Origin of the sequence: Pseudomonas sp. MF6396 (genome assembly GCF_002018915.1) — a bacterium.
Lineage (GTDB): Bacteria > Pseudomonadota > Gammaproteobacteria > Pseudomonadales > Pseudomonadaceae > Aquipseudomonas > Aquipseudomonas palmensis.
On the sequence record NZ_MVOK01000006.1, the window covers coordinates 146,757 to 163,501 of the forward strand.

14 protein-coding genes are annotated in these 16,745 nt (G+C 66.0%); 12 read left to right on the forward strand and 2 right to left on the reverse strand.

Annotated elements, in window-relative coordinates; genetic code table 11:
- Nucleotides 1-3: 3 nt before the first annotated feature.
- The 3 genes from MF6396_RS08335 to MF6396_RS08345 all read left to right on the forward strand — a co-directional run bounded on the left by MF6396_RS08335 (nucleotide 4) and on the right by MF6396_RS08345 (nucleotide 4,761).
- Complete coding sequence (locus MF6396_RS08335) at nucleotides 4-2,706, forward strand: [protein-PII] uridylyltransferase (protein ID WP_043863250.1); 2,703 nt, start codon at nucleotides 4-6, stop codon at nucleotides 2,704-2,706.
- A gap of 23 nt (nucleotides 2,707-2,729) precedes the next feature.
- Complete coding sequence (gene dapC / locus MF6396_RS08340; RefSeq protein ID WP_043863249.1) at nucleotides 2,730-3,923, forward strand: succinyldiaminopimelate transaminase; 1,194 nt, start codon at nucleotides 2,730-2,732, stop codon at nucleotides 3,921-3,923.
- Between the two features lie 94 nt (nucleotides 3,924-4,017).
- Nucleotides 4,018-4,761, forward strand: a complete 744-nt coding sequence (locus MF6396_RS08345; RefSeq protein WP_052504292.1) for a M12 family metallopeptidase — start codon at nucleotides 4,018-4,020, stop codon at nucleotides 4,759-4,761.
- A 109-nt stretch (nucleotides 4,762-4,870) separates the two neighbouring features.
- On the opposite strand, the gene MF6396_RS08350 is transcribed toward MF6396_RS08345, so the two are convergent.
- On the reverse strand, nucleotides 4,871-6,517 hold the full coding sequence (locus MF6396_RS08350) for a Na+/H+ antiporter (RefSeq protein ID WP_043863248.1): 1,647 nt from the start codon (nucleotides 6,515-6,517) through the stop codon (nucleotides 4,871-4,873).
- 158 nt (nucleotides 6,518-6,675) lie between these two features.
- On the opposite strand from MF6396_RS08350, the gene pncA reads away from it, so the two are divergent.
- From pncA to MF6396_RS08375, 5 genes are all read left to right on the forward strand, one after another.
- On the forward strand, nucleotides 6,676-7,365 hold the full coding sequence (gene pncA / locus MF6396_RS08355; RefSeq protein ID WP_078480073.1) for a bifunctional nicotinamidase/pyrazinamidase: 690 nt from the start codon (nucleotides 6,676-6,678) through the stop codon (nucleotides 7,363-7,365).
- Nucleotides 7,366-7,433: 68 nt separating this feature from the next.
- On the forward strand, nucleotides 7,434-7,781 hold the full coding sequence (locus tag MF6396_RS08360; protein WP_043863246.1) for an ArsC family reductase: 348 nt from the start codon (nucleotides 7,434-7,436) through the stop codon (nucleotides 7,779-7,781).
- A 39-nt stretch (nucleotides 7,782-7,820) separates the two neighbouring features.
- Nucleotides 7,821-8,855, forward strand: a complete 1,035-nt coding sequence (dapD, locus tag MF6396_RS08365; RefSeq protein WP_043863245.1) for a 2,3,4,5-tetrahydropyridine-2,6-dicarboxylate N-succinyltransferase — start codon at nucleotides 7,821-7,823, stop codon at nucleotides 8,853-8,855.
- A gap of 54 nt (nucleotides 8,856-8,909) precedes the next feature.
- A complete protein-coding gene (locus MF6396_RS08370; protein WP_054915006.1) occupies nucleotides 8,910-10,115 on the forward strand; it encodes a cysteine desulfurase in 1,206 nt (401 codons plus the stop codon).
- Nucleotides 10,112-10,522, forward strand: a complete 411-nt coding sequence (locus MF6396_RS08375) for a SufE family protein (RefSeq protein WP_078480074.1) — start codon at nucleotides 10,112-10,114, stop codon at nucleotides 10,520-10,522. Before MF6396_RS08370 ends, MF6396_RS08375 begins: the two co-directional genes overlap by 4 nt.
- Here the strand turns inward: MF6396_RS08375 and tcdA are convergent.
- Nucleotides 10,501-11,325, reverse strand: coding sequence for a tRNA cyclic N6-threonylcarbamoyladenosine(37) synthase TcdA (gene tcdA, locus MF6396_RS08380; RefSeq protein ID WP_078480075.1), 825 nt, complete (start codon nucleotides 11,323-11,325; stop codon nucleotides 10,501-10,503). The genes MF6396_RS08375 and tcdA overlap by 22 nt on opposite strands.
- Before the next feature lie 289 nt (nucleotides 11,326-11,614).
- Between tcdA and MF6396_RS08385 the strand changes: the two genes are divergently transcribed.
- From MF6396_RS08385 to MF6396_RS08400, 4 genes are all read left to right on the forward strand, one after another.
- Nucleotides 11,615-14,206, forward strand: a complete 2,592-nt coding sequence (locus MF6396_RS08385) for a glycosyltransferase (RefSeq protein WP_043863241.1) — start codon at nucleotides 11,615-11,617, stop codon at nucleotides 14,204-14,206.
- Between the two features lie 177 nt (nucleotides 14,207-14,383).
- The gene (dapE, locus tag MF6396_RS08390; RefSeq protein ID WP_043863240.1) at nucleotides 14,384-15,535 is read left to right on the forward strand and encodes a succinyl-diaminopimelate desuccinylase; all 1,152 of its coding nucleotides are present in this window, start codon (nucleotides 14,384-14,386) and stop codon (nucleotides 15,533-15,535) included.
- Entirely contained in the window at nucleotides 15,535-16,347 is an 813-nt protein-coding gene (locus MF6396_RS08395) for a putative RNA methyltransferase (protein WP_058541481.1), read from the forward strand. The genes dapE and MF6396_RS08395 overlap by 1 nt, the downstream gene beginning before the upstream one ends.
- 19 nt (nucleotides 16,348-16,366) lie before the next feature.
- Nucleotides 16,367-16,744 (forward strand): hypothetical protein, encoded by a 378-nt coding sequence (locus tag MF6396_RS08400; RefSeq protein ID WP_043863238.1) that lies wholly within the window; start codon nucleotides 16,367-16,369, stop codon nucleotides 16,742-16,744.
- Nucleotide 16,745: the final 1 nt, after the last annotated feature.

Consider the following 16,745-nt stretch of genomic DNA (forward strand, 5'->3'; position numbering starts at 1 on the left):
TCGATGCCCCAGGTGGACCCCGAGCTGTTCGACCGCGGCCAGTTCCAGGCGGAACTGGCCCTCAAGGCCAGCCCCATAGCGGCCTTCAAGAAAGCCATCCGCCAGGCCGGCGAGGTGCTCGACGGGCGCTTTCGCAGCGGCCGCGAGATCCGCCGACTGATCGAGGACCGCGCCTGGTTCGTCGACAACATCCTGCAACAGGCATGGAACCAGTTCAGCTGGAGCGAAGCCGCCGACATCGCCCTGATCGCCACCGGCGGCTACGGGCGCGGCGAGCTGCACCCCTACTCCGACATCGACCTGCTGATCCTGCTCGATGACGCCGACCACGAGGTGTTTCGCGACTCGATCGAGCGCTTTCTCACCCTTCTCTGGGACATCGGCCTGGAAGTCGGCCAGAGCGTGCGCTCGGTGGACGAATGCGCCGAACAGGCGCGCGCCGACCTCACGGTGGTCACCAACCTGATGGAAAGCCGCACCATCTGCGGCCCCGAACACCTGCGCCAGCGCATGCTCGAGGTCACCAGCACGGCGCACATGTGGCCGAGCAAGGAGTTCTTCCTGGCCAAGCGCGCCGAGCAGAAGGCGCGCCACCACAAGTACAACGACACCGAGTACAACCTGGAACCCAACGTCAAGGGCTCCCCCGGCGGCCTGCGCGACATCCAGACCGTGCTCTGGGTAGCGCGCCGCCAGTACGGCACGCTCAACCTGCATGCGCTGGCCGGCGAAGGCTTCCTGCTGGAGAGCGAGAACAACCTGCTGGCCTCGTCACAGGAGTTTCTGTGGAAGGTGCGCTACGCCCTGCACATGCTCGCCGGGCGCGCCGAAGACCGCCTGCTGTTCGACCACCAGCGCAGCATCGCCGCGTTGCTGGGCTTTACCGATGACAACCCCAAGCGCGCCATCGAACAGTTCATGCAGCAGTACTACCGGGTGGTGATGAGCATCGCCGAGCTCAGCGACCTGATCATCCAGCACTTCGAGGAAGTCATCCTCGCCGATGACAGCGCCAGCAGCACCCAGCCGCTGAACCCGCGCTTCCAGCTGCATGACGGCTATATCGAGGCGGTGCGCAGCAACGTGTTCAAGCGCACCCCGTTCGCCATGCTCGAGATCTTCGTGCTGATGGCCCAGCACCCCGAAATCAAGGGCGTGCGTGCCGACACCATCCGCCTGCTGCGCGAGCACCGGCACCTGATCGACGACGAGTTCCGCAACGATATCCGCAACACCAGCCTGTTCATCGAGCTGTTCAAGTGCGAGATCGGCATCCACCGCAACCTGCGCCGCATGAACCGCTACGGCATCCTGGGGCGCTACCTGCCCGAGTTCGGCCTGATCGTGGGGCAGATGCAGCACGACCTGTTCCACATCTATACGGTCGATGCGCACACCCTGAACCTGATCAAGCACCTGCGCAAACTGCAGTACACCCCCGTGTCCGAGAAATTCCCGCTGGCCAGCAAGCTCATGGGGCGCCTGCCCAAGCCCGAGCTGATCTACCTCGCCGGCCTGTACCACGACATCGGCAAGGGGCGTCAGGGCGACCATTCCGAGATCGGTGCGGTGGACGCCCAGGCATTCTGCAGCCGCCACCAGTTGCCCGCCTGGGACAGCCGGTTGATCGTGTGGCTGGTACAGAACCACCTGGTGATGTCGACCACTGCCCAGCGCAAGGACCTCTCCGACCCGCAGGTGATCCACGACTTCGCCCAGCTGGTCGGCGACCTGGTGCACCTGGACTACCTCTATGTGCTCACCGTGGCCGACATCAACGCCACCAACCCGAGCCTGTGGAACTCCTGGCGCGCCAGCCTGCTGCGCCAGCTCTACACCGAAACCAAGCGGGCCCTGCGCCGCGGCCTGGAAAACCCGCTGGAACGCGAAGAGCAGATCCGCCAGACCCAGAGCGCAGCTCTGGACATCCTGGTACGCGAAGGCACCGACCCGGACGACGTCGAACAACTGTGGTCGCAACTGGGCGATGACTACTTCCTGCGCCACACCGCCGCGGACGTGGCCTGGCACTCCGACGCGATCCTGCAGCAGCCGGCCGACGGCGGCCCGCTGGTGCTGATCAAGGAGACCACCCAGCGCGAGTTCGAGGGCGGTACGCAGATCTTCATCTATGCCCCCGACCAGCACGACTTCTTCGCCGTGACCGTGGCCGCGATGGACCAGCTCAACCTGAACATCCACGACGCACGCATCATCACCTCCAGCAGCCAGTTCACCCTCGACACCTACATCGTGCTCGACAACGACGGCGGCTCGATCGGCGACAACCCGCAGCGCGTCAAGGAAATCCGTGAAGGCCTCACCGAAGCCCTGCGCAACCCCGACGACTACCCCACCATCATCCAGCGTCGGGTACCGCGCCAGCTCAAGCACTTCACCTTCGCGCCCCAGGTGACCATCCTCAACGATGCCCAGCGCCCGGTGACCATCCTCGAGCTCAGCGCCCCGGACCGCCCGGGCCTGCTGGCACGCATCGGCAAGATCTTCCTGGAGTTCGACCTGTCGCTGCAGAACGCCAAGATCGCCACCCTGGGCGAGCGGGTGGAAGACGTGTTCTTCATTACCGACGCCGACAACCAGCCGCTGTCCGACCCTGAACTGTGCCGCCGCCTGCAGGCCGAGATCGTCGAGCAGTTGCGCGTCGACCAGGCCACCGGCGTCGAGATGACCCGCCTCACCCTTTGACCGATTGACGAGACCCAGCGCCAATGAACAACGCTTTGAACCAGCTTCAGCCCTACCCGTTCGAGAAACTGCGTGCCCTGCTCGATGGCGTGACGCCGGCCGCAGACAAGCGCGCCATCGCCCTGTCGATCGGCGAGCCCAAGCACGCCTCGCCGGCATTCGTGGCCAAGGCGCTGGCCGACAACCTCGACAAGATGGCGGTGTACCCCACCACCCTGGGCCTGCCCGCGCTACGCGAAAGCATCGTGCACTGGTGCGAGCGCCGCTTCGGTGTACCGGCCGGCTGGCTGAGTGCCGCACAGCACGTGCTGCCCGTCAACGGCACCCGCGAGGCGCTGTTCGCCTTCACCCAGGCGGTGGTCAGCCGTGGTGAGGACGCGCTGATCGTCAGCCCCAACCCGTTCTACCAGATCTACGAAGGTGCCGCGTTGCTCGCCGGCGCCCAGCCGCACTACCTGCCGTGCCTGGACAGCAACGGCTTCAACCCGGACTTCGACGCGGTGCCAGCCGAGATCTGGCAGCGTTGCCAGATCCTGTTCCTGTGCTCGCCAGGCAACCCGACTGGCGCACTGGTGCCGCTGGACACCCTGAAAAAACTCATCGCACTGGCCGACGAGCACGACTTCGTGATCGCCGCCGACGAGTGCTACAGCGAGCTGTACTTCGACGAGCAGGCCCCGCCACCCGGCCTGCTCAGCGCCTGCGTGGAACTTGGCCGCAGCGACTTCAAGCGCTGTGTGGTGTTCCACAGCCTGTCCAAGCGCTCCAACCTGCCAGGCCTGCGTTCGGGCTTCGTGGCCGGCGATGCCGAGATTCTCAAGGCCTTTTTGCTCTACCGCACCTATCACGGTTGCGCGATGCCGGTACAGACCCAGCTGGCGAGCATCGCCGCCTGGAACGACGAGGCGCATGTCCTGGAGAACCGCGACCTGTATCGCGAGAAGTTCGACGCCGTGCTGCAGGTGCTGGCCCCGGTAATGGATGTACAGAAGCCCGACGGCGGTTTCTACCTGTGGCCGAAGGTCCCCGGCGATGACGCGCAGTTCTGCCGCGACCTGTTCGAACAGCAGCACGTGACCGTGGTGCCGGGCTCGTACCTGTCTCGCGAGGTGGAGGGCTTCAATCCGGGGGCCGGACGCGTGCGCCTGGCGCTGGTGGCCCCGCTTGCCGAATGTGTCGAGGCGGCCCAGCGCATCCGCGCATTCGTCGAAGGCTGAGCCGGTACGCCTGGTCGGCCGACCGATAGATAAGTAACGCCCAAGGCCCGGTCGGCCCGCCAATCATGGAGCTCCACTCAACAGGAGCTCCAGCATGGACATACCAACCTTGTGCAAGGTCACCCAGGTGGCCGATCAGCAGCAATCCTACGAAACAGCCCTGAAAGAAAACCCGCTCAACGCCCCGCAGCCCTCGCGCTCGGGTCGTCAGAAACGCGGCGTTGCCTACCACAGCCGCCTGTGGGCGCCGGGCCGCACCCTGCTCATCGCCTTCGCGGCCGACGTACCGGAACAGACGCAACAGAGCATCTTCGAGGTTGCCTGCCAATGGCTGGCGTACGCCAACCTCAAGTTCCAGCGCACCGCCGACTGGGCCGAGGCACAGATCAGGATCGAGATGAAGCCAAGCGGCACGGGGATCAACCATTCACTGGTCGGTACCGACGCCTTGCTCCGCGAAGACAGCACCATGACCCTCAGCGACTGGCCTGGCGATGAGCAGTTCCAGCGCAGCGTGCTGCATGAGTTCGGGCACGCGCTGGGCCTGGACCATGAGCATCAGCACCCGGATGCGGACATCCAGTGGAACCTGGCCAAGCTGCTGGAATACGCCGAACAGGTCGGCATGCCCATGGAAGAGATTGCTGAAAACTTCCTCAACAGGATCGAACGCACGCAGGCATTGCACAACGCCTACGACCCGGGTTCGGTCATGCACTACCCGATTCCGGCCACCTTCACCCTGAACAATGTGGCTTTCACCGGCTCGGCGCAGCTCAGTGACGGCGACAAGGCGCTGGCGGGCAAGGCCTACCCCTTCACCCCGGTACACCCGTGAAGTACACCCCGCCCAGCCCGGCAGCGGGCGAGACCTAGGCGCCAGCATGCGCCTGACCTGTCCGCGCGACTGACCCCCAGCGCGGGGCCGCCATGCGACCCCGAGCACTTCACTTGACCGGCCCCAGGTTGGCCTCGCTCATGTCCAGCTCACCCAGCACCTGGCGCACCACGTCATCACCGATCTGGTGCTGGCGGTGCAGGCTGTACAGCTCCAGGCGCTGCGCCCGCAGCGCCCGCAGGCGCAGGCGTCGCTCCAGCTGATCCATCTGCGCGGCCAGCGCCTGGGCCTCGGCACTGTCGTTGAACACGTCCAGTTGCTGCCGGTACTCGGCCATCAGGCGCGCCTTCAACTCGGCGGCCAGTGCGGCCTGGGAGGCATCCTGGGGCGCGCCGGGCTCCACCAGTTCCTCGGCCTCCAACGCATGGATCGCCGCCTCGGCGGTGCGCCGCCAGGCCTCGCGCGCCTCCTGGCGCAGGGTATCATCGGGGCTCTTCTCCACCCCGCGCAGCAGCAACGGCAAGGCAATGCAGGCCGATACCAGCGACAGCAGAATCACCCCTGCGGCAATGAAGATCAGCAGGTCGCGTTCGGGGAACGCCTTGCCCGCGCCGATCAGCAGCGGCACCGACATCACGCCCGCCAGGGTCACCGCCCCGCGCACGCCGCCCACGGTCAGCAGCCAGCACGAACGCGCGTTGGGCACCAGCACCAGGTCTTCCTTGCCGCGCCAGCGCCGGATCACCCCGATCAGGCGCCAGATGCTCTGCACCCAGATGAACCGCAGCGCCAGCAACACCAGGAAGATCGCCACCACATCCAGGCAGCGGTACAGCAGGGTTGGCCACAGCGATGCCTCATGGCTGGTCACCGCCTTGGCGATATCGGGCAGTTGCAGGCCCAGCAGCAGGAAGATCAGGCCGTTGAAGGCGAACTCCAGCAGCGACCACACACTGCGGTTGAGCAGGCGCGTGCTGGTCTGGCGCGGCAGCAGGTCAAGCCAGCTCTGCATCATGCCCGCCGCCACCGCCGAGAGAATGCCCGAGGCGCCCAGGCGCTCGGCCAGCACATAGGCGGCGAACGGCAGCAACAGCATGAATACCACGTGGGTGGCCGGGTCGTCCCAGCCGCGCGCGATCATCCACACCCGCAGGCGCCCCACCAACCAGCTCAGCGCCACGCCGATGGCCAGGCCACCCACGGCCACCAGCACGAAGGTCACACTGGCCTCGGCCAGCGAGAACACCCCGGTGATCGCCGCCACCAGCGCAAACTTGAACGTCACCAGGCCCGAGGCATCGTTCATCAGCGCCTCGCCCTGCAGCATGTGCATCAACGGGGTGGGCAGGCGATCCTGGCTGATTGCCGACACCGCCACCGCGTCGGTGGGCGACAGCACGGCGGCCAGGGCAAAGGCCACCGGTAGCGGTATGCTCGGCAGGATCCAGTGGATGAAATAGCCGGCCCCCACCACCGTGAACAGCACCAGCCCCACCGCCAGGGTCAGGATCGGCCCGCGCAGGCGCCAGAACTCGCGCTTGGGCATGCGCCAGCCATCGGAGAACAGCAACGGGGGCAAGAACAGGAACAGAAACAGCTCAGGGTCCAGGGCCACGTGCAGGCCCAGAGTCGGCCAGGCCAGCAGCGCACCGGCACCAATCTGCACCAGCGGCAGTGGAAGCGGGATCAATCGCCCCACCAGTTTCGAGACACTGACCAGCATCAGCAGGATGAGAACGGTATAGGCTGACTGCATACGGCGTGTTTTTCCTGTTCAGTTTCAAATACGCTCAACGGCCAGGGTTATGCCATTGAAACAACATGTTACCGGGATCTGCATGAACACAACCGCTCCACCTAAGTCGCAGACCCGCCGGCAATCTGTAACACAATGCTACAAATGAGGAGCCTCGCATGATCACCCCCGCGTCGACCCTATTGACCCACGATAGCCCCAACCGTGCGCTGCTGGTCATCGATGTGCAAAACGATTTCATCCCCGGCGGCGCCCTGGCGGTGCCCGGTGGCGACGAGATCGTGCCGCTGGTCAACCAGCTCGGCCGCCAGTTCGAGCGCGTGGTGCTGGCCCAGGACTGGCACCCGGCCGGGCACGCCTCGTTCGCCTCGAGCCACCCGGGCAAGAATCCGTTCGAGGTCATCGAACTGTCATACGGGCCGCAGACACTCTGGCCCGACCACTGCATTCAAGGGAGCCCCGGCGCACAGTTTCACCCGGACCTGAACATTGCCCACGCACAGCTGATCGTGCGCAAGGGCGGCAACCGCCAGGTCGACAGCTACTCGGCGTTCACCGAAGCGAACCAGACCACCCCCACCGGCCTGGCCGGCAACCTGCGCGAGCGCGGCATCGACACGCTGTTCCTGTGCGGCCTGGCCCTGGACTTCTGCGTGGCCTGGACGGCACTGCACGCACGCCGCGAAGGGTTCGCCACCTATGTGGTGCTGGACGCCTGCCGCGCCATCGATACCGCAGGCTCCTGCGCGGCGGCGATGGCACAGATGCAGGCTGCCGGGGTGCAGTTCATTCAGGCGCGGCAACTGGGCGGCGCCAGCCGTGGCGCCCTGCCCGATGTTGTCGCATAATCCAGCCCACCCATTCTTCGAGGAGTTTCGGGGCGGCTGCGGGAACACCCGCGCGCCCTTAACGTTCAATGGCTTATATTCTCTTCGGCATCAAAGCCTGTGACACGATGAAGAAAGCCCGTACCTGGCTTGAAGAACACCACATCCAGTACGACTTTCACGACTACAAGACCCAGGGTATAGACCGGGACCACCTGAACCGCTGGTGCGACGAGCACGGCTGGCAGGTGGTACTCAACCGCGCAGGCACCACCTTCCGCAAGCTCGATGACGCGCAGAAGGCCGACCTCGACCAGGCCAAGGCCGTCGAGCTGATGCTGGCACAACCCTCGATGATCAAGCGCCCGGTGCTCGACCTGGGCGGCAAGACCCTGGTCGGTTTCAAACCGGACCTGTACGCGGCAGCCCTGCGCTGAACCGCGACGCCTTCACTCAATTTCGCAAGAGGTAACCGCATGTCCACTTCACTGTTCAGCCTGGCCTTCGGCGTCGGCACTCAAAACCGTCAAGGCGCCTGGCTGGAAGTCTTCTACGCGCAGCCACTGCTCGCCCCGAGCGCCGAGCTGGTCGCAGCCGTCGCCCCGATCCTGGGCTATGAAGGCGGCAACCAGGCCATCGCGTTCAGCAACGCCCAGGCCGCGCAACTGGCCGAGGCCGTCAAGGGCGTCGACGCCGCCCAGGCTGCACTGCTGACCCGCCTGGCCGAAAGCAACAAGCCGCTGGTGGCCACACTGCTGGCCGAAGACGCCACCCTGAGCTCCACCCCTGAGGCCTACCTCAAGCTGCACCTGCTGTCGCACCGCCTGGTCAAGCCCCACGGCCTGAGCCTGGCCGGCATCTTCCCGCTGCTGCCGAACGTGGCCTGGACCAGCCAGGGCGCCATCGACCTGGCCGAACTGGCCGAGCAGCAACTCGAAGCCCGCCTCAAGGGCGAGCTGCTGGAAGTGTTCTCGGTCGACAAGTTCCCGAAAATGACCGACTACGTGGTGCCGAGCGGCGTGCGTATCGCCGACAGCGCCCGCGTGCGCCTGGGTGCCTATATCGGCGAAGGCACCACCATCATGCACGAAGGCTTCGTCAACTTTAACGCCGGCACCGAAGGCCCGGGCATGATCGAAGGCCGCGTTTCGGCGGGCGTGTTCGTCGGCAAGGGTTCGGACCTGGGCGGCGGCTGCTCCACCATGGGCACCCTGTCGGGCGGCGGCAACATCGTCATCAAGGTCGGCGAAGGCTGCCTGATCGGCGCCAACGCCGGTATCGGCATCCCGCTGGGCGACCGCAACACCGTCGAAGCCGGCCTGTACATCACCGCCGGCACCAAGGTGAACCTGCTCGACGAGAACAACGAGCTGGTCAAGGTGGTCAAGGCCCGCGACCTGGCTGGCCAGACCGACCTGCTGTTCCGCCGCAATTCGCTAAACGGCGCGGTCGAGTGCAAGACCCACAAGTCGGCCATCGAGCTGAACGAAGCGCTGCACGCCCACAACTAAGTGGTACGATCGGGTCTGGCCCTCTGCCAGACCCGATATCAGGCCCTACACATCATGTTCCAGCCCTCTCCCTGGCGCGCAGACTTCCCTGCCATCGCCGCCCTGCAACGCCAGCACCAGACCTACCTGGACAGCGCTGCCACCACGCAGAAACCCCAGCACCTGCTCGACGCCCTGAGCCACTACTACACCCAGGGTGCGGCCAACGTGCACAGGGCCCAGCACCTGCCTGGCGCACTTGCCACCCAGGCCTTCGAGGCCAGCCGCGAAAAAGTCGCCGCCTGGCTCAATGCCGCCGATGCGCAGCAGATCGTGTTCACCCATGGCGCCACCTCGGCGCTCAACCTGCTGGCCTATGGCCTGGAATGGCGCCTGGAGGCGGGCGACGAGATCGCCGTCAGCGCCCTGGAGCACCACGCCAACCTGCTGCCCTGGCAGCAGTTGGCCCAGCGCCGCGGCCTCAGGCTGGTGATCCTGCCGCTCGACGCCAACGGGCATATCGACCTGGAGGCGGCCCTGCAACTGATCGGCCCGCGTACCCGCGTGCTGGCGGTGAGCCAGTTGTCGAATGTGCTCGGCACCTGGCAGCCGCTGCAACCGTTGCTCGACCACGCCCGCGCCCAGGGCGCCCTCAGCGTGGTCGATGGCGCCCAGGGCGTGGTGCACGGGCGTCACGATGTACAGCAACTGGGCTGCGACTTCTATGTGTTTTCCAGTCACAAGCTGTATGGCCCGGACGGCCTTGGCGTGCTCTATGGCCGCCGCGAGGCGTTGGGCCTGCTGCGTCACTGGCAGTTCGGCGGCGAGATGGTGCAACTGGCCGGCTACCAGCAGTCGAGCTTTCGCCCCGCCCCGCTGGGTTTCGAGGCCGGCACGCCGCCGATCGCCAGCGTGATCGGGCTGGGTGCCAGCCTGGATTACCTGGCCAGCCTCGACGCTACCAGCGTGGTCGAACATGAAGCCGCCCTGCACCGCCATCTGCTGCGCGGCCTCAACGATCGTGAAGGGGTGCGGATACTGGGCGCGCCGCAACTGGCCCTGGCCAGCTTCGTGGTCGAGGGCGTGCACAATGCCGACCTTGCGCACCTGCTGACCGAACAGGGCATCGCCGTGCGCGCCGGTCATCACTGCGCCATGCCGCTGGTCAACAGCCTGGGCCTGGACGGCGCGATCCGCGTGTCGCTGGCGCTGTACAACGATTCCCACGACCTGGAGCGCTTCTTCAGCGCCCTGGACCAGGCCCTGGAGCTGCTGCGATGAGCCTGCCCGACGCCGCCCGCGAGGCGCTGGATGTATTCGAACAGGCTGCCGGCTGGGAGCAGCGCGCCCGCCTGCTGATGCAATGGGGCGAGCGCCTGGCCCCCCTGGACGCGACGCAGCAGTGCGAGGCCAACCGCGTGCACGGTTGCGAAAGTCAGGTGTGGCTGGTGGCCGAGCAGGTCGAAGGTCGCTGGCACTTCAAGGCCGCCAGCGATGCGCGGCTGCTGCGCGGCCTGCTGGCGCTGCTGCTGGTGCGGGCCGAAGGCTTGACCGGCAGCCAGCTGCAGCAGCTGGACCTGCCCGCCTGGTTCACCGCCCTGGGCCTTGGCCGACAGCTCTCGCCGTCCCGCAGCAACGGCCTGAACGCCGTGCTGCAGCGCATGGCTCAGCTCGCCGCCGGCGCCTGAGCTGCTACGCGATCGGCCGGGCGGCGCTTGCCACCCACCAGTTTCTCCACGGCCTTGCTGGCAGCGACCATGCCGAAGGTCGCCGTCACCATCATCACCGCGCCGAAACCGCCCGAGCAGTCGAGCTTGACCCCGTCCCCGACGAAGCTCTTCTGCAGGCAGATACCGCCATCGGGCAGCGGATAGCGCAACTGCTCGGTGGAGAACACGCACGGCACCCCGTAGTTGCGGCTCACGTTGCGCGAAAACCCGTGGTCGCGGCGCAGCGTCGAACGCACCTTGGAGGCCAGCGGGTCGTTGACCGTGCGGTTGAGATCGGCCACCTGGATCTGCGTGGGGTCGAGCTGCCCGCCCGCACCGCCGGTGCAGATCACCTGGATCTTGCGCCGCTTGCACCAGGCAATCAGCGCAGCCTTGGCCATCACGCTGTCGATGCAGTCGATCACGCAGTCGATATGGTCGGTGATGGTCTGGGCCAGGTTGTCGCGGGTGACGAAGTCCACCACCGCGTGCACCTTGCAGTCCGGGTTGATTGCGCGCAGGCGCTCGGCCATCACCTCGACCTTGGGCTTGCCCACGTTGCCCTGCAGCGCATGCAACTGGCGATTGGTGTTGCTCACGCACACGTCATCCAGGTCGAACAGCGAAATTTCGCCAACGCCGCTGCGGGCCATGGCCTCGGCCGCCCACGAGCCGACACCGCCGATGCCGACGATCGCCACATGCGCCTCGCGCAGGCGTTGCAAGCCCTGCTGGCCATACAACCGGGCAACACCGGTAAAGCGTGGATCTTCTGTACTCATGGCCCAACCCTGAAAAAACCGGCGCGCATTATAGGCCCCACAACGCAGGATGACAGCCCGCAACCGACGCACTAATTGCTATGAATTGGTAAACCTGGCGCCAACCCTGCTTTAATGACCGGTGCAAACCCTGCTTTGGACGGCAATTGTACGGGCTTCAGAACTTCAGCATCTGAGGAAAATCCAAGCGCTACATGCACCCGTTTCCTATACCACGCTACCTGCCTGGTGCGTAGGATCCGTGCCCGCCGGCGCTTGCCCGTTCCACTTTTCGGAACCCGAAATATCTATGTCATCGCGTAAATTTGGTATCAACCTGGTGGTCGTCATGGCGATTGCCGCGCTATTCACCGGGTTCTGGGCACTGATCAACCGCCCGGTGTCCGCCCCCGACTGGCCGGAGCAGATCTCCGGCTTCTCGTATTCGCCTTTTCGCCTGGGCGAAAGCCCGCAAAAGGGCCAGTACCCGACCGAAGCCGAGCTGCGCGAAGACCTCGAGCAACTGAGCAAGCTGACCGACAGCATCCGCATCTATACGGTGGAAGGCACCCAGGCGCTGATCCCGCGTCTGGCCGAAGAGTTCGGCCTGCGCGTGACCCTGGGTGTGTGGATCAGCCCCGACCTGGAACGCAACGAGCGCGAAATCGAGACCGCCATCCAGTTGGCCAACACCTCGCGCAGCGTGGTGCGGGTGATGGTCGGCAACGAGGCGCTGTTTCGCGAAGAGGTCACCCCCCAGGCCCTGATGGACTACATGGACCGCGTGCGCGCCGCAGTGAAGGTGCCGGTCACCACCAGCGAACAGTGGCACATCTGGAAGGAAAACCCCGAGCTTGCCGGGCACGCCGACCTGATCGCCGCGCACATCCTGCCCTACTGGGAATTCATCCCGGTGAGCCAGGCCGAGCAGTTCGTGCTCGACCGCGCCCGCGAGCTCAAGCAACTGTTCCCGCGCAAGCCGCTGCTGCTGTCCGAGGTCGGCTGGCCCAGCAATGGCCGCATGCGCGGCGGTGCCGACGCCACCCAGGCGGATCAGGCCATCTACCTGCGCAGCCTGGTCAACCTGCTCAACCGCCAGGGCTACAACTACTTCGTGATCGAAGCCTACGACCAGCCCTGGAAAGCCAGTGACGAAGGTTCGGTGGGCGCCTACTGGGGCGTGTTCAATGCCGCGCGCCAGCAGAAATTCAACTTCGAGGGCCCGGTGGTGGCCATTCCGCAGTGGCGCGTGCTGGCCGTGGGCTCGGTGGTGCTGGCGATGCTGTCGCTGACCCTGCTGCTGATCGACGGCTCGGCGCTGCGCCAGCGCGGGCGCACCTTCCTGACCTTCATCGCGTTCCTGTGCGGCTCGGTGCTGGTATGGATCGGCTATGACTACAGCCAGCAGTACAGCACCTGGTTCAGCCTCACCGTGGGTTTCCTGCTGGCGCTCGGCGCGCTGGGGGTGTTCATCGTGCTGCTGACCGAGGCCCATGAACTGGCCGAGGCGGTATGGACGCACAAGCGCCGCCGGCTGTTCCTGCCGGTGGAGGCCGACAGCGCCTATCGGCCCAAGGTGTCGGTGCATGTGCCGTGCTACAACGAGCCCCCGGAGATGGTCAAGCAGACCCTCGATGCCCTCGCGGCGCTGGACTACCCGGACTTCGAAGTGCTGATCATCGACAACAACACCAAGGACCCGGCCGTGTGGGAGCCGCTCAAGGCCCATTGCGAGCTGCTGGGCGAGCGCTTCAAGTTCTTCCATGTGGCACCGCTGGCGGGCTTCAAGGGTGGCGCGCTGAACTACCTGATCCCGCACACTGCCAAGGACGCCGAAGTGATCGCGGTGATCGACTCGGACTATTGTGTCGACCGCAACTGGCTCAAGCATATGGTGCCGCACTTTGCCGACCCCAAGATCGCCGTGGTGCAGTCGCCGCAGGACTACCGCGACCAGAACGAAAGCACCTTCAAGAAGCTCTGCTACGCCGAGTACAAGGGCTTCTTCCATATCGGCATGGTCACCCGCAACGACCGTGACGCAATCATCCAGCACGGCACCATGACCATGACCCGGCGCTCGGTGCTCGAAGAGCTCGGCTGGGCCGACTGGTGCATCTGCGAAGATGCCGAACTGGGCCTGCGCGTGTTCGAGAAGGGTTACTCGGCAGCGTATTCCCACGAGAGCTACGGCAAGGGCCTGATGCCCGACACCTTCATCGACTTCAAGAAGCAGCGCTTTCGCTGGGCCTACGGCGCGATACAGATCATCAAGCGTCACACCTCCAGCCTGCTGCGCGGCAAGGACACCCAGCTGACCCGCGGCCAGCGCTACCACTTCCTGGCCGGCTGGCTGCCGTGGATCGCCGACGGCATGAACATCTTCTTCACCGTGGGTGCGCTGCTGTGGTCGGCGGCCATGATCATCGTGCCGCAGCGGGTCGACCCGCCGCTGCTGATCTTCGCGATCCCGCCGCTGGCGCTGTTCGTGTTCAAGGTGGGCAAGATCGTGTTCCTGTACCGCCGCGCGGTAGGGGTCAACCTCAAGGACGCGTTCTCGGCGGCGCTGGCAGGGCTGGCGTTGTCGCACACCATTGCCAAGGCGGTGCTGTACGGGTTCTTCACCAGCAGCATTCCGTTCTTCCGCACGCCGAAGAACGCCGACAGCCACGGGCTGCTGGTGGCACTGGCAGAGGCTCGCGAGGAGCTGTTCATCATGCTGCTGCTGTGGGGCGCGGCGCTGGGCATCTACCTGGTGCAGGGCCTGCCGAGCAACGACATGCGCTTCTGGGTGACCATGCTGCTGGTGCAGTCGCTGCCGTACCTGGCGGCGCTGATCATGGCCATGCTGTCGTCGCTGCCCAAGCCCGCGGATGTCACGCAGCCCGCACCTGCCGCCTGATAAACCGCCATCGCGGGTCAAGCCCGCTCCCACAGGGATTGCGCAGTACCTTGTGGGAGCGGGCTTGACCCGCGATAGGCCCGCACAGACAGCACAGATCCACAGTCCCTTCCCCGCACTTTTGCTATAAGATAACGCCCCTTCTTTTTGCCCCAGCCTTGCACCCCGGAGTCCTTCATGACGGCCCCAGCCGACCTCTCGCCTACCCTTGAACTGGCCTGCGACCTGATCCGTCGTCCCTCGGTGACCCCGCTGGACTTCGACTGCCAGAAACAGATGATGCAGCGCCTGGGCGATGCCGGCTTCATGCTCGAACCGATGCGCATCGAAGACGTCGACAATTTCTGGGCCACCCACGGCAGCGACGACGGCCCGGTACTGTGCTTCGCCGGCCACACCGACGTGGTGCCCACCGGCCCGGTACAGGCCTGGGCCAACGACCCGTTCGACGCCCTGATCGACGCCGACGGCATGCTCTGCGGGCGCGGCGCGGCCGACATGAAGGGCAGCCTGGCCGCCATGATCGTGGCCACCGAGCGCTTCGTCGCCGACTACCCGAACCACAAGGGCAAGGTCGCCTACCTGATCACCAGCGACGAGGAAGGCCCGGCCCATCACGGCACCAAGGCCGTGGTCGAACGCCTGGCGGCGCGCAACGAACGCCTGGACTGGTGCATCGTCGGCGAGCCGTCGAGCACCACCCTGGTCGGTGACGTGGTCAAGAACGGCCGTCGCGGCTCGCTTGGCGCCAGGCTCACCGTGCGTGGCGTGCAGGGCCACGTGGCCTACCCGCACCTGGCGAAGAACCCGATCCACCTGGCCGCCCCGGCCTTGGCCGAACTGGCCGCCGAGCACTGGGACGAGGGCAATGATTTCTTTCCCCCCACCAGCTTCCAGATCTCCAACCTCAACTCGGGGACCGGCGCCACCAACGTGGTGCCAGGCGAGCTGACCGCACTGTTCAACTTCCGTTTCTCCACCGAGTCGACCGTCGAAGGGCTGCAGGCCCGCGTGGCGGCGATCCTCGACAAGCACGGCCTGGACTGGCAGGTGGACTGGGCGCTGTCGGGCCTGCCGTTCCTCACCGAACCGGGCGACCTGCTCGACGCGGTGTCGGCCAGCATCAAGGCCGTGACCGGCCGCGACACCCAGGCCTCCACCAGCGGCGGCACCTCCGACGGGCGCTTCATCGCCACCCTGGGCACCCAGGTGGTCGAACTGGGCCCGGTCAACGCCACCATTCACCAGGTCAACGAGCGGGTCCTGGCCAGCGACCTGGACGTGCTGACCGAGATCTACTACCAGACCCTGACCCGGTTGCTCGTCTGATGCTCATCTGCCCCATCTGCAGCGCCGCGCTCGGCGCCCTGGACAACGGTGTCGGCTGCCCAGCCGGGCACCGCTTCGACCGGGCGCGCCAGGGCTACCTGAACCTGTTGCCGGTGCAGCACAAGAACAGCCGTGACCCTGGCGACAACCAGGCCATGGTCGAGGCACGTCGCGACTTCCTCAATGCCGGGCACTACGCCCCGGTGGCACGGCGCCTGGCCGAGCTTGCGGCCGAGCGCGCCCCCGCGCGCTGGCTGGACATCGGCTGCGGCGAAGGCTACTACACCGCGCAACTGGCCGACGCCCTGCCCCAGGCCGACGGCTATGCCCTGGACATCTCCCGCGAGGCGGTCAAGCGTGCGTGCCGGCGCAACCCGGCACTCACCTGGCTGGTGGCGAGCATGGCCCGGGTGCCACTGGCCGATGCCAGCTGCCAGTTCCTGGCCAGCGTGTTCAGCCCGCTGGACTGGCAGGAAGCCAGGCGCCTGCTCAGCCCCGGCGGCGGCCTGATGCGCGTCGGCCCCACCCGCGGCCACCTGATGGAGCTGCGCGAACGGCTGTACGATGAAGTGCGCGACTATGCCGACGACAAGCACCTGGCCCTAGTGCCCCCGGGCATGCACCACGCCCACGGCGAAGTGCTGGAGTTTCGCCTGAGCCTGGCGGCCCCGGCCGACCGCGCCAACCTGCTGGCCATGACCCCCCATGGCTGGCGCGCCAGCGCAGAAAGACGCGCGGCCGTCATCGATCACCCCGAGCCCTTAGAGGTGACGGTATCGATGCGTTACGATTACTTTGTGCGCCAAGACTGAGCCGCACCCGGAGAGCCCCATGCGCCAACCCGATATCGAGATTTACCTGAAGGACGCCGACGTCGATCACAAGCAGATCGCCGCCTGGCTGGGCCAGGCCCTCGGCCCGTGCAGCGACTGGCAGCAGAAGGGCCAGACCTACAAGTGCAAGGCCGGTAACGTACCTGTTACCTGGCTGCCCAAGGCTGTGGGCAAATGGAACAGCCTGTACCTGGAAAGCGACCAGACCCCGTGGGAGGACGACATCGCCTGCGCCCGCGCCGCATTCGCCGCACTCAATGTCGAAGTGCGCTGCGCGCCGGGTAGCTGGGTGGAAGAGGAAGGTGAAGAAGACGCCGACCGCTGGATCCGCATCAGCGCCGATGGCGAGGAAGAGATCACCTGGCGTACCAGTTGAG

What these genes read in the sequence shown, in the direction of transcription:
- dapE (WP_043863240.1), top strand. Translation starts at nt 14,384, where the DNA reads ATGACGGCCCCAGCCGACCTCTCGCCTACCCTTGAACTGGCCTGCGAC.
- MF6396_RS08400 (WP_043863238.1), top strand. Translation starts at nt 16,367, where the DNA reads ATGCGCCAACCCGATATCGAGATTTACCTGAAGGACGCCGACGTCGAT.
- MF6396_RS08335 (WP_043863250.1), top strand. Translation starts at nt 4, where the DNA reads ATGCCCCAGGTGGACCCCGAGCTGTTCGACCGCGGCCAGTTCCAGGCG.
- MF6396_RS08385 (WP_043863241.1), top strand. Translation starts at nt 11,615, where the DNA reads ATGTCATCGCGTAAATTTGGTATCAACCTGGTGGTCGTCATGGCGATT.
- MF6396_RS08350 (WP_043863248.1), bottom strand. Translation starts at nt 6,517, where the DNA reads ATGCAGTCAGCCTATACCGTTCTCATCCTGCTGATGCTGGTCAGTGTC.
- MF6396_RS08360 (WP_043863246.1), top strand. Translation starts at nt 7,434, where the DNA reads ATGGCTTATATTCTCTTCGGCATCAAAGCCTGTGACACGATGAAGAAA.
- dapC (WP_043863249.1), top strand. Translation starts at nt 2,730, where the DNA reads ATGAACAACGCTTTGAACCAGCTTCAGCCCTACCCGTTCGAGAAACTG.
- MF6396_RS08370 (WP_054915006.1), top strand. Translation starts at nt 8,910, where the DNA reads ATGTTCCAGCCCTCTCCCTGGCGCGCAGACTTCCCTGCCATCGCCGCC.
- MF6396_RS08345 (WP_052504292.1), top strand. Translation starts at nt 4,018, where the DNA reads ATGGACATACCAACCTTGTGCAAGGTCACCCAGGTGGCCGATCAGCAG.
- dapD (WP_043863245.1), top strand. Translation starts at nt 7,821, where the DNA reads ATGTCCACTTCACTGTTCAGCCTGGCCTTCGGCGTCGGCACTCAAAAC.
- pncA (WP_078480073.1), top strand. Translation starts at nt 6,676, where the DNA reads ATGATCACCCCCGCGTCGACCCTATTGACCCACGATAGCCCCAACCGT.
- MF6396_RS08375 (WP_078480074.1), top strand. Translation starts at nt 10,112, where the DNA reads ATGAGCCTGCCCGACGCCGCCCGCGAGGCGCTGGATGTATTCGAACAG.
- MF6396_RS08395 (WP_058541481.1), top strand. Translation starts at nt 15,535, where the DNA reads ATGCTCATCTGCCCCATCTGCAGCGCCGCGCTCGGCGCCCTGGACAAC.
- tcdA (WP_078480075.1), bottom strand. Translation starts at nt 11,325, where the DNA reads ATGAGTACAGAAGATCCACGCTTTACCGGTGTTGCCCGGTTGTATGGC.